This window comes from Streptomyces roseolilacinus (genome assembly GCF_014649335.1).
GTDB lineage: Bacteria > Actinomycetota > Actinomycetes > Streptomycetales > Streptomycetaceae > Streptomyces > Streptomyces roseolilacinus.
The window spans coordinates 357,314-369,250 of sequence record NZ_BMSV01000007.1 but is presented as its reverse complement, the minus strand read 5'-3'; the positions used below and the strand labels follow the sequence as shown (position 1 = coordinate 369,250).

Below are 11,937 nucleotides of genomic sequence, written 5' to 3'. Positions count from 1 at the left end.
TTCCGCGAATGAGCAGGCTGAATCTCGACGACTTCTCCGAACTGATCGAGCGCCCGGACAGCGGCATCCGCCGGGACGCCGAGGAACGCCGGGAGCGGCTGGCCGTCCCGCCCGGCGCGCTCGGCCGTCTGGACGAGCTCGGCGAGTGGCTGTCCGCCGCGCAGGGCGCCGTGCCCGTGCGGCCGGTGGAGCGGCCGAAGGCCGTGCTGTTCGCCGGGGACCACGGCGTGGCCGCGCTCGGCGTGTCGGGACGCCCCGCGGGGACGGCGCACACGCTGGTACGGGCGGTGCTGGACGGGGTCGGCCCGGCGGCCGTGCTGGCGCGGCGCGCGGGGGTGCCCGTGCGGGTCGTGGACGCGGGCCTGGACTGCGACCCGGGGCTGCTGCCCGAGGAGGTCGTGCGGCACCGGGTGCGGCGCGGCAGCGGGCGCATCGACGTCGAGGACGCCCTGACGGCGGAGGAGGCCGAGCGGGCGGTGCGGCTCGGCATGGCGATCGCCGACGAGGAGGCCGACTCGGGCACCGACCTGGTGGTGCTGGGCGACCTGAGCGTCGGCGGGACGACGGTGGCCGCCACCCTGATCGCCGCGCTCTGCGGGACGGACGCGTCCGTGGTGACCGGGCGCGGCGGCGCGGGCATCGACGACCTGGCGTGGATGCGCAAGTGCGCGGCGGTCCGCGACGCGCTGCGCCGGGCGCGGCCGGTGCTGGGCGACCAGCTGGAGCTGCTGGCGGCGGTGGGCGGCGCGGACGTCGCGGCGATGACCGGGTTCCTGCTCCAGGCCGCGGTGCGGCGGACGCCGGTGATCCTGGACGGCGTCGTGTCGGCGGCGTGCGCGCTGGTCGGGCAGCGGGCCGCGTTCCGGGCGCCCGACTGGTGGCTGGCGGGGCAGGTGAGCGGGGAGCCGGCGCAGGCGAAGGCGCTGGACCGGATGGCGCTCAACCCGCTGCTCGACCACGGCGTCACTGTGGGCGAAGGAACCGGGGCACTGCTCGCCCTCCCCCTCGTCCAGGCCGCCGCGGCACTCGCGGCGGAGCTGCCGGAACGGCCCGACCAGCCGGAGCCGCGGGACGCGCGCGGGGAGGACGGCTCGGACTGACGTCCCGGGTGCGGCCCCGCCCCGCGGGGCCGCACCCGGCGTCCGCCATGGCACGCGATGCCCCGGTCGATCGCGTTGCGTGGGGAGATCCGGTTGACCGCCGAAGCATCAGCCCGGTCGGGGCGCGCCGCCGCGCGCCCCGCGCCGCCGTCGCGGCCCGGGGCCGCCGGATGAGCCCGGCGGCGCGGGGGTACGCGCGCCGCGAGTGGGGGCCGCTGTTCGGGACCGTCCGGGCGGCGCTGGCCGGACGCGGGTGGCGGGCCGTACCGCTGACGCTGGGCGCGGTGTGCCTGACGGCGCTGTTCCAGCTGGTGCAGAACCAGCCGTGGGGGTACGGCCCGGTGCAGGCGATCGGGTCGGTGCGGGCCGAGGACCCGGTGTGGCAGGTGCTGCTGCGGACGCCGCTGTCGCTGTTCGTCCCGGCGCTCGACCTGCCGGTGTGGGGGGCGCTCGCGCAGGTCCTGGTGGTGTTCGGGATCGCGGAGACCTGTCTGGGCCGGGCGCGGACGCTGGCCGTGGCGTACACGGCGACGCTGGCCGGGACGACGTACGCGCGGCTCGGTGTCGCGCTGGGCCCGGACACCCCGCTGGGGCTGCCCGCCTCGGACGCCCGGGTGGTGGACACGGGCCCGTCGGCGGCCGTGGTGGGGCTGGCGGTGTTCGTGTGCTGGCGGTACCGGGCGTGGCTGACGGGGTGGCTGGTGATCGTCGCCATGGTCGTCGAGGTGGTCGTCAAGCCGAACCTGGCGGGCAAGGAGCACCTGGCGGCCCTGGCGGCGGCCGTGGTGGCGTACGGGGTGGCGGCCCGGCGCCGGCGGCGGCGCCCGCGCCCGCGTCAGGGCGGGGAGCCGTCCCCGCCGGACGGATCGCCCTTCCCGCCGGACGGATCGCCCTTCCCGCCGGACGGACCGCCGTCCCCGCCGGACGGGGGCGGTACGCGGCCGTCCGGGGCCGGTGCGTGGTCGGGGAAACCGCCGACCACCCCCTGGAAGCGGCGGGTGAGGCCCGCCCAGCGCCGGTCGTGGCGGTAGGCCCGCAGCCCCGCCCTGGCCCGGGCGCGCGGGCGGCGGCGGTAGGCGCGCCGCGCCCAGGGCGAGTCGGGGCGGGCCAGCCGCAGGGCGCCGACGAGGGCGACGAACGGCACGAGCGCCCCGATGACGGCCGTGCGGAACTTGCCCTTCAGCAGGGCGACGACCACGAAGAGCAGGTTCGTCCCGACCGTGAGGAGGACGTTCGCCCGGTCCCTCCGCTCCTCCGGCGTCAGGGAGTCCACGCCGAGCGGTGAGGAGCCGCCCAGGACCAGGGCGACGAGCGCGGTGGTGAGGACGACCGCCTCCACGCTCTTGCGGCCCTGCTCGGTCCAGTACACGTCGGCGAGGTGGAGGATCAGGGCGAACTCGTCGAGGACCAGCCCGGCGCCGATCCCGAACAGCAGCGCGCAGACGGCGGCGGCCACCTGCCCCCGCGCGCCGATCGAGCCGAAGCCGCCGACCAGGGTGAGGACGACGCCGGGGACCACGTGGTGGATGTGGACGCCGCCGGTGGTGACGTCGCGGAAGGGGCCCCGCCCGGCGCGGATGAGCCGGGTGACGGTCCGGGTGGCGAGGAACGTCAGCACGAAGGAGGACAGCGCGAGGAGCAGCGGCAGCTTGCCCGGCTCGACGATGTTGCGGGTGAACCAGTGATCCATGCCACCCCGTCCGGAATCAGGCGTCATGCGCAATTTACCCGGCTGGGGCGCGTCCGGCAGCGACTAGTGTGCGCGCGGTGACGACCCCCGACGCGCTCCCGCGCCTCCACGGCCTGCGTTTCGCCTTCGGCACGCTCACCGTCCTTCCCGCGCGGATCGCGCGCTGGGACCGGGACGCGGCCCGCTCCGGGATGCTGTGCGCCCCCGTCGCCGGGCTGGTCGTCGGCCTCTGCGCGGCGGCGGCCGGCGCGCTGCTCCTGCTGCTCGGCGCCGGGCCGCTGCTCGCCGCCGTCGCCTCGACGGCCGTGCCCGCCGTGCTCACCCGCGGCCTCCACCTGGACGGGCTGGCCGACACCGCCGACGGGCTCGGCAGCGGCAGGCCCGCCGAGGACGCACTGCGGATCATGAAGCGGTCGGACATCGGGCCGTTCGGCGTCGTCACGCTGCTCCTCGTGCTGCTCGCGCAGGTGGCGGCGCTCCACCGGCTGTACGACGAGGGGTGGGCGCGCGGCGCCGTCGCGGCGGTCCTCGCCGGTACCGTCGCCCGGCTCGCGCTCACCCTCGCCTCCCGCACCGGCGTCCCGGCGGCCCGGCCCGAGGGGCTGGGCGCGGTGGTCGCGGGCACCGTGCCGCCGCGCGCCGCGCTGCTGACGGGCGCCCTGGTGGTGGGCGCGTGCGCGGGCGCCGGGGCCCTGTCCGGGGCGGCCCCGGAGGCGTACGGCGCGCTGTGCCACGCGGTGGGCGCCCTGGTGGCGCTGGGCGCGGCGGAGGTGCTGCTGCGCCGGTGCGTGCGCCGGTTCGGCGGGGTGACGGGCGACGTGTTCGGGGCGGTCGCGGAGACGGCGGCGACCGCCGCGCTGGTCGTGTCGGCCCTGGGCTGACGGGCGCTCAGCAGGGCCTGCGCCAGACCCCCAGGTCGTACTCCTTGAGCATCGAGCTCATCCCCGTGCGGCGCGCCGAGGGGCAGAACTCGCGCGTGGGCAGCTCGTACTCGACGTGGAGGACCGCCTTCCCGGCGTCGAGGAACGGCCGCAGCGCGTCGCACTCGTCGTACTGGGCGCACTGCTCGTTGACGGCGAAGTCGAAGTCCCCGACCAGTTCCGGGATCTGGTCCAGGTCGTTCTTCAGGGCCACGGACATGCCGCGCGCGTGGGCGAGGCGGGCGACGAGCCGGTTGTAGCGGAGCTGGTCGCCGGCGGTCAGGGGGAAGCCGGTGTCGTTGGCGTAGCCGTCCATGTTGTCCGGTTCGACGGCGTCGAAGCCCTTGGCGCGGCACATGTCGAGGCGGGCCGCCATCAGCGGTTCGAGCACGTCGGTGCGGCGGATGTCGAGCCAGCGCTCGCCCTCCCAGCCGTTGCCCTTGCCCAGCACCGACGCGGGGAACCGCGCCGCGTCGGGGCGGAAGTCCTCCCAGGCGCCCGTCGACAGGTAGCAGATCACCCTGCGGCCGCGCCGGTGCAGGTCGGCGACGGCGGACGCGGGGTGGTCGAAGCCGTCGATGTCGTACACCGGGACGTCCACCGCCGGGTCGAGCCGGCCGCTGAGCTGCCACTGCCACGCCGTGCCCGGCGCGGGCCGCCAGGGGGCCCTCGGGGTGCCGGAGGGGGGACCGCCGGCGGTGGGGCCGGTGCCGGGCGCCGGGCGCTCCCGGTCGCCGGGGCCGGCGGCGCAGCCCGCCGCCAGCAGCGCGAGGACGGCTCCGACGACGAGGAGGAGGCGGGAGGGGTGTCTCACGGGCGGTGCTCCAGTGCGTGCGGAAGGGTCCCCCGGGGGTGCGCCCCGCCGCCGGGCACCGCGCACCGGACGGGCGCGGTGACCCGCGCGTCCGACGGGGTGCCGGGAGCGGCCGGGGACCGGTCCCCACGGGGGAACGACGTGTGCCGGCGGACGTGGGGCGGCAGCTCCCGGACGGCCGGTTCGCGGCCGCTGCCGGTGAGGGCGGGGACCCGGGAGCCGACGTCGGGCGTGCCGCGGACGAACCGGTCGCACCGGGTGCTCACGCCTCCGTGGACGTGCGGGTGGGTGCCTCCGGTGAGCAGGCCGGCGTGGCGGCCACTGCTGGGCATGGGGTTCCCCCGGTGTGGGCGGTCGGGCCGGCGCGGAAGGGCGGGGCCGAGGTGGTCGGGTGGTCGTCGGCGGCACCGGGGTGGTCGTGCTCCGGAGCTTCCCCGGAGTCTCCCAGGCGGAGCGGGCGCCCGCGTAGGGGGGGCCGAAGGGGCCGGTCTCGAGCAGGCCCGTCCCGCGGGTGCCCTCGGGGGCGGTGAGGGGGACGGAGGCGCCGGGCGGCTCCTGGACGGTGACGGTGTCGCCGACGCGGTACGCGGTGAGGGGGACGGAGGCGCCGGGCGGCTCCTGGACGGTGACGGTGTCGCCGACGCGGTACGCGGTGACCCCGCCGGCGGCGAGGGCGCGCTCGTACGCGGCGAGCGCGGCCCGCTCGTCCTCCCCGAGGCCGCCGGACGCCTCGCCGGGCAGGATCACGCCCTGGTACCCGGCGCGGGGCCGGCCGGTCGCCGCGTCGTGGGCCCCGGCGGGCAACCCGGCGTCGACGACGGGCCGGTCGGGGTCGGAGAGCACGACTCCGCGGTACGGCACACCGGAGGCGCGGAGTTCGGATGTGAGGGCCGCGACGGCGCCGCCCCCGTCGTCGACGACGGGGACGGCCAGGTCGACGCGGGCCGCGGCGGCGGTGGCGGCGCCCGCGGCCGAGGCGGGCCGGAGGGCGGCGAGCAGCGACGCGGCGAGCAGGGCGCCGGCCGTTCCGCGGGCCCGGACTGCGGGGCGGCGCAGGGACTTTCCCCCTCGGCGGGTACTCCCGCGCGACGTGCCCGCGCCGGGAGGATCCGTGGAGATGACGCAAACGGGTACGCGGTCGGCCCCGCGATCGCCGGGAGCGTGACCGGGGGCCTCGCACGGGCGAACGGACGCCCTCGTGAGCGGCGCCACCGCGCGCGCGTAGGCTCGTGCCCGCCGCGCCAACGGGCCGACTTACCATGCGGCGGGCACGGTCGGCCCACCCCTCGACCGCCAAAGAACTCAACGGAAGCGAGATTTCACCACCGTGACTGCTCTCACTCTCAGCACCGCCGGTGCCGCGTCCCTGCGCGCCGACGCCCTCGTGGTCGGTGTCGCCAAGGCGGCGGACGGCGGCAAGGGGCTCGTCGTCGCTCCGGGCGCCGAGGCCGTGGACTCGGCGTTCGACGGGAAGCTCGCCGCCGTCCTGGAGACCCTCGGCGCGTCGGGCGCCGAGGGCGAGGTGACCAAGGCCCCGTCGCCCGGCGGCCTGAAGGCACCGCTCGTCCTCGCCGTCGGCCTCGGCCGGACGCCCGGGAAGGACGAGACGTACGACACCGAGGTCCTGCGCCGCGCCGCCGGCTCGGCCGCCCGCGCCCTGACCGGCGTGAAGAAGGCCGGCTTCGCCCTGCCCGTCGAGGCGACGGAGGACGTGGCGGCCGTCGCGGAGGGCGCGCTGCTCGGCGCGTACGCCTTCACCGCCTACCAGGAGCAGGGCAAGGACGCCAAGGGCCCGCTCGCCGAGGTCGTCCTGCTCGGCGCCAAGCCGCGCGACAAGGCGGCCAAGGCGGCCGCGGAGCGCGCGCTCGCGGTGACCGAGGAGCTCAACCGCGCCCGCGACCTGATCAACACCCCGCCGAACGACCTGACCCCCGAGGCGTTCGCCGCCGTCGCCACCGCGGCCGGCAAGGAGAACGGCCTCAAGGTCCAGGTCCTCGACGAGAAGGCGCTCGCCAAGGGCGGTTACGGCGGCATCCTCGGCGTCGGCGCCGGCTCGCAGAACCCGCCGCGCCTGGTGAGGCTCGCCTACACCCACCCGGACGCGAAGAAGAGCCTCGCCCTGATCGGCAAGGGCATCACGTACGACTCGGGCGGCATCTCCCTGAAGCCGGCCGGCCACAACGAGACCATGAAGTGCGACATGAGCGGCGCCGCCGCCGTGTTCGCCGCGGTCGTGGCCGTGGCCCGGCTCGGCCTGCCGGTCAACGTCACCGGCTGGCTGGCGCTCGCCGAGAACATGCCGTCCGGCTCGGCCACCCGCCCCGGTGACGTGCTGCGCATGTACAGCGGCAAGACCGTCGAGGTGCTCAACACCGACGCCGAGGGCCGCCTGGTGCTGGCCGACGCGCTCACCCGCGCCTCGGAGGAGAACCCGGACGCGATCGTCGACGTGGCGACCCTGACCGGCGCGATGGTCCTCGCGCTCGGCAACCGCACGTTCGGCATCATGGCGAACGACGACGCGTTCCGCACCGCGATCCACGAGATCGCCGAGGAGGTCGGCGAGCAGTCCTGGCCGATGCCGCTCCCGGCGGAGCTGCGCAAGGGCATGGACTCCCCCACCGCCGACATCGCCAACATGGGCGAGCGCATGGGCGGCGGCCTGGTGGCCGGCCTGTTCCTGAAGGAGTTCGTCGGCGAGGGCATCACCTGGGCCCACCTGGACATCGCCGGCCCGGCCTTCAATGAGTCCGGCCCGTACGGCTACACCCCGAAGGGCGGCACCGGCTCGGCGGTGCGCACCCTGGTGCGGCTGGCGGAGCGCGTCGCCGAGGGCGACCTGGGCTGACCCGGTCCGGTCCCGGGGAGGGCTGCCGGCCCAGGGGAGGGCCGGCAGCGAAGGGACCGCACGGTACGGCCGCCCCCGGGCGGCCCCGGCGAACGGCCCCGGACGTCACCCGTCCGGGGCCGTTCGCGTCCCGTCGGCAGGTCTCAGGAACCGGCCCCGCGTCCCGCACTCCCGCGACAAGTGCGAAGATGGGTTCCCGGCAGGACAGGGCCCCCACCACAGGGCCGAAGAGACAGCGGCCGAACCCCAGCCGCCGCCAGTCATCGAGGACCGGCGGCCGGCGCACATGCATGGAGGACGTGACGTGGCGAACGACGCCAGCACCGTTTTCGACCTAGTGATCCTCGGCGGTGGCAGTGGCGGTTACGCCGCGGCCCTGCGAGGTGCGCAGCTGGGCCTGGACGTCGCACTGATCGAGAAGAACAAGCTCGGCGGCACCTGCCTGCACAACGGCTGCATCCCCACCAAGGCCCTGCTCCACGCCGGTGAGATCGCCGACCAGGCCCGCGAGGCGGACCAGTTCGGCGTCAAGACCTCCTTCGAGGGCATCGACATCAAGGGCGTCCACAAGTACAAGGACGACGTGATCGCGGGCCTGTACAAGGGCCTGCAGGGTCTGGTCGCCTCCCGCAAGGTGACGTACATCGAGGGCGAGGGCCGCCTCTCCTCCCCGACCTCCGTCGACGTGAACGGCCAGCGCGTCGAGGGCCGCCACGTCCTGCTCGCCACGGGTTCCGTGCCGAAGTCGCTGCCCGGCCTGGAGATCGACGGCAACCGCGTCCTGTCCTCGGACCACGCGCTGACCCTGGACCGCGTCCCGGAGTCCGCGATCATCCTCGGCGGCGGTGTCATCGGCGTCGAGTTCGCCTCCGCGTGGAAGTCCTTCGGCACGGACGTCACGATCATCGAGGGCCTGAAGCACCTGGTCCCGGTCGAGGACGAGAACAGCTCGAAGCTCCTGGAGCGCGCCTTCCGCAAGCGCGGGATCAAGTTCAACCTCGGCACGTTCTTCCAGAGCGCCGAGTACACCGAGAACGGCGTCAGGGTCACCCTGGCGGACGGCAAGACCTTCGAGGCCGAGGTGCTGCTGGTCGCGATCGGGCGCGGCCCGGTCTCCCAGGGCCTGGGGTACGAGGAGCAGGGCGTCGCCATGGACCGCGGCTACGTCCTGGTCGACGAGTACATGCGGACCAACGTGCCGACGATCTCGGCCGTGGGCGACCTCGTCCCGACCCTCCAGCTCGCGCACGTCGGCTTCGCCGAGGGCATCCTGGTCGCGGAGCGGCTGGCCGGCCTGAAGCCGGTCCCGATCGACTACGACGGCGTGCCGCGGGTGACGTACTGCCACCCCGAGGTCGCCTCCGTGGGCATCACCGAGGCGAAGGCCAAGGAGGTCTACGGCGCGGACAAGGTCGTCGCGCTGAAGTACAACCTCGCGGGCAACGGCAAGAGCAAGATCCTCAAGACCGCGGGCGAGATCAAGCTCGTCCAGGTCAAGGACGGTGCCGTGGTCGGCGTCCACATGGTCGGTGACCGCATGGGCGAGCAGGTCGGCGAGGCCCAGCTGATCTACAACTGGGAGGCGCTGCCGGCCGAGGTGGCCCAGCTCATCCACGCCCACCCGACGCAGAACGAGGCGCTCGGCGAGGCCCACCTGGCCCTCGCGGGCAAGCCCCTCCACTCCCACGACTGACGCACCGGTCACCGGGCGCGACCACTTACCGCACAAGTTCGTTAGGAGCAAGTGAAACCATGCCGGTTTCCGTAACCCTGCCGGCGCTCGGCGAGAGCGTCACCGAGGGCACCGTCACCCGCTGGCTGAAGGCGGAGGGCGAGCGCGTCGAGGCCGACGAGCCGCTGCTCGAGGTCTCGACCGACAAGGTCGACACCGAGATCCCCGCTCCCGCCTCCGGCGTCCTGTCCTCCATCAAGGTCGCCGAGGACGAGACCGTCGAGGTCGGCGCCGAGCTGGCCGTCATCGACGACGGCACGGGCGCCCCCGCCGAGGCCCCCGCCCCGGCCGCCGCCGAGGCCCCGGCGCCCGCCCCGGCGCCCGCCCCGGCGCAGGAGACCCCCGCCCCGGCCGCCGCCGAGGCTCCGGCGCAGGAGGCCCCGCAGGCCGTCCCGTCGACCGAGGCCGAGACCCCGGCCCCCGCCCCGACCGCCGAGGCCGCCGCCGGCGGCGGCTCGGCCGAGGGCACCGACGTCGTCCTGCCCGCGCTGGGCGAGTCGGTGACCGAGGGCACCGTCACGCGCTGGCTGAAGCAGGTCGGCGATTCCGTCGAGGCCGACGAGCCGCTGCTCGAGGTCTCCACCGACAAGGTCGACACCGAGATCCCCGCCCCGACCTCCGGTGTGCTGCTGGAGATCGTCGTCAACGAGGACGAGACCGCCGAGGTCGGCGCCAAGCTGGGCGTCATCGGTGCCCCCGGTGCCGCTCCGGCCGCCGCCCCGGCTCCGGCCGCCCCGGCCCCCGCCGAGGCCCCGGCCCCGGCCGCTCCCGAGGCCCCGGCCCAGGCCGCCCCGGCGCAGCCGGCCCCGGCTCCGGCTCCGGCCCAGGCCGCTCCGGCCCCCGCCGCCCCGGCGCAGCCCGCTCCGGCGCAGGCCGCCCCGGCTCCGGCCGCTCCGGCGCAGCCCGCTCCGGCGCAGGCCGCCCCGGCTCCGGCCCAGGCCCAGGCCGCCCCGGCGCAGCCGGCTCCGGCCGCCCCGGCCGCGCCCGCCGCCGCCCAGGCGACGGACGAGGGTGCGTACGTGACCCCGCTGGTGCGCAAGCTCGCCGCCGAGCACGGCGTCGACCTGGCGTCCGTCAAGGGCACCGGCGTCGGCGGCCGCATCCGCAAGCAGGACGTCCTCGCCACCGCCGAGGCCGCCAAGGCCCCGGCCGCCCCGGCCCCCGCCGAGGCCCCGGCTCCGGCCGCCAAGGCCCCGGAGGCGTCCCCGCTGCGCGGCCAGACGGTCAAGATGACCCGCATGCGCAAGGTCATCGGCGACAACATGATGAAGGCGCTGCACGGCCAGGCCCAGCTGTCCTCGGTCGTCGAGGTCGACATCACCAAGCTGATGCGGCTGCGCGGCCGGGCGAAGGACGCCTTCGCCGCCCGCGAGGGCGTCAAGCTCTCCCCGATGCCGTTCTTCGTCAAGGCGGCGGCCCAGGCGCTGAAGGCCCACCCGGTCATCAACGCCCGGATCAACGACGACGAGGGCACCATCACGTACTTCGACTCGGAGAACATCGGCATCGCCGTGGACTCCGAGAAGGGTCTGATGACGCCGGTCATCAAGGGCGCGGGCGACCTGAACATCGCCGGCATCGCCAAGGCCACGGCCGACCTGGCCGCCAAGGTCCGGGCCAGCAAGATCACCCCGGACGAGCTGGCCGGCGCGACGTTCACCATCAGCAACACCGGCTCGCGCGGTGCGCTGTTCGACACGATCATCGTCCCTCCGAACCAGGTCGCCATCCTGGGCATCGGCGCCACGGTGAAGCGTCCGGTCGTCGTGGACCACCCGGAGCTCGGCGAGACGATCGCCGTGCGCCACATGACGTACCTGACGCTGTCGTACGACCACCGCCTGGTCGACGGCGCGGACGCCGCCCGCTACCTGAGCGCCGTCAAGGCGATCCTGGAGGCCGGCGAGTTCGAGGTCGACCTCGGCCTGTGAGCCCGCCCGACGGCCGTTAGGCCCGACACGGCGCCCCCGCACCGGCAGTCGCCCGGTGCGGGGGCGCCGTCGCCGTCCGGCCCGTGCCCGGGCGGAATAATGGCCGCGATGGTGTCGACCGCCGCGGCAGCGAAGGAGCCCCCTCCATGACCACCCCGCCCCCCGTCGTGCACTCGCTGCGGGAACAGATCCGCGAGCACATCGTGGAGGGGATCGTCAGTGGCCGCTGGAAGCCGGGTGAGCGGATCGTGGAGCGTCGCATCGCGACGGAGCTCCAGGTGAGCCAGACGCCCGTGCGGGAGGCGCTGCGGGAGCTGGAGAGCCTGCGGCTCATCGAGTCGGCCCCGAACAAGGGCGTCCGGGTGCGGAACCTGACCGCCGCGGACCTGGAGGAGTCGTACCCGGTCCGGGCGGGCCTGGAGCAGATCGCCGCGGAGCTGGCGGCGGAGCGCCTGGCGGCGGACTGCTCGGCGCTGGAGCCGCACGTGGCGGCGCTGTACGAGGCGGACGCGCACGGCGACGGGACGGCCCAGGTGCGGCACACGGTCGCCTTCCACCGCGAGCTGGTACGCGCCGCGCACAACGCGGTGCTCCTGCACACCTGGGAGGGCCTGGGCATCGAGGTCTTCACGGCCCTGTCGATCCGCTGGCTCGGCACGGTCCAGAAGGAGTACGCCCAGGAGCACCAGGACCTGCTGGCGGCGTTCCGCCGCCGGGACCCGGGGATCGGCGCGCTCGTCAAGGCCCACGTCCTGGGCTGCGCCCCGCGCGCGTAGCGGCGGCGCCGGCCCGCCCCCGCCGCCGTCCCGCACGCCCCGGGCACGGGGCGGCGGGCGGCCCTCCCGCGCGCCCGGAGCCGGGCCGCCGCCTCCCGCGCGCGGTGTGCTCATCCTGAGGTGAGC

The 11,937-nt window shown here is 75.9% G+C and carries 9 protein-coding genes; 6 read left to right on the top strand and 3 right to left on the bottom strand.

Features of this window, described 5'->3' with window-relative positions; all coding sequences use genetic code 11:
- Positions 1-8: 8 nt before the first annotated feature.
- Entirely contained in the window at positions 9-1,100 is a 1,092-nt protein-coding gene (gene cobT / locus IE106_RS19390) for a nicotinate-nucleotide--dimethylbenzimidazole phosphoribosyltransferase (RefSeq protein WP_189535695.1), read from the top strand.
- 835 nt (positions 1,101-1,935) lie between these two features.
- Here the strand turns inward: cobT and IE106_RS19380 are convergent.
- Positions 1,936-2,790 carry a hypothetical protein gene (locus tag IE106_RS19380; RefSeq protein WP_308427884.1) on the bottom strand — a complete coding sequence of 285 codons (855 nt, stop codon included), beginning with the start codon at positions 2,788-2,790 and terminating at the stop codon, positions 1,936-1,938.
- A gap of 68 nt (positions 2,791-2,858) precedes the next feature.
- On the opposite strand from IE106_RS19380, the gene IE106_RS19375 reads away from it, so the two are divergent.
- The gene (locus tag IE106_RS19375; protein WP_189535693.1) at positions 2,859-3,671 is read left to right on the top strand and encodes an adenosylcobinamide-GDP ribazoletransferase; all 813 of its coding nucleotides are present in this window, start codon (positions 2,859-2,861) and stop codon (positions 3,669-3,671) included.
- 7 nt (positions 3,672-3,678) lie between these two features.
- Here the strand turns inward: IE106_RS19375 and IE106_RS19370 are convergent, their stop codons facing one another.
- Positions 3,679-4,524, bottom strand: a complete 846-nt coding sequence (locus IE106_RS19370; RefSeq protein ID WP_189535691.1) for an endo alpha-1,4 polygalactosaminidase — start codon at positions 4,522-4,524, stop codon at positions 3,679-3,681.
- Entirely contained in the window at positions 4,521-4,856 is a 336-nt protein-coding gene (locus IE106_RS19365) for a DUF3492 domain-containing protein (protein WP_189535689.1), read from the bottom strand. Before IE106_RS19365 ends, IE106_RS19370 begins: the two co-directional genes overlap by 4 nt.
- Positions 4,857-5,851: 995 nt before the next feature.
- Here IE106_RS19365 and IE106_RS19360 point away from each other — a divergent pair.
- The 4 genes from IE106_RS19360 to IE106_RS19345 all read left to right on the top strand — a co-directional run bounded on the left by IE106_RS19360 (position 5,852) and on the right by IE106_RS19345 (position 11,811).
- Positions 5,852-7,372, top strand: coding sequence for a leucyl aminopeptidase (locus IE106_RS19360; RefSeq protein WP_189535687.1), 1,521 nt, complete (start codon positions 5,852-5,854; stop codon positions 7,370-7,372).
- A gap of 304 nt (positions 7,373-7,676) precedes the next feature.
- On the top strand, positions 7,677-9,065 hold the full coding sequence (gene lpdA, locus IE106_RS19355) for a dihydrolipoyl dehydrogenase (RefSeq protein WP_189535685.1): 1,389 nt from the start codon (positions 7,677-7,679) through the stop codon (positions 9,063-9,065).
- 59 nt (positions 9,066-9,124) lie between these two features.
- Positions 9,125-11,035: a 2-oxoglutarate dehydrogenase, E2 component, dihydrolipoamide succinyltransferase gene (sucB, locus tag IE106_RS19350; protein WP_189535682.1), complete on the top strand. Its 1,911-nt coding sequence runs from the start codon at positions 9,125-9,127 to the stop codon at positions 11,033-11,035.
- Positions 11,036-11,181: 146 nt separating this feature from the next.
- Complete coding sequence (locus IE106_RS19345) at positions 11,182-11,811, top strand: GntR family transcriptional regulator (RefSeq protein WP_189535680.1); 630 nt, start codon at positions 11,182-11,184, stop codon at positions 11,809-11,811.
- The last annotated feature ends 126 nt before the right edge of the window (positions 11,812-11,937 follow it).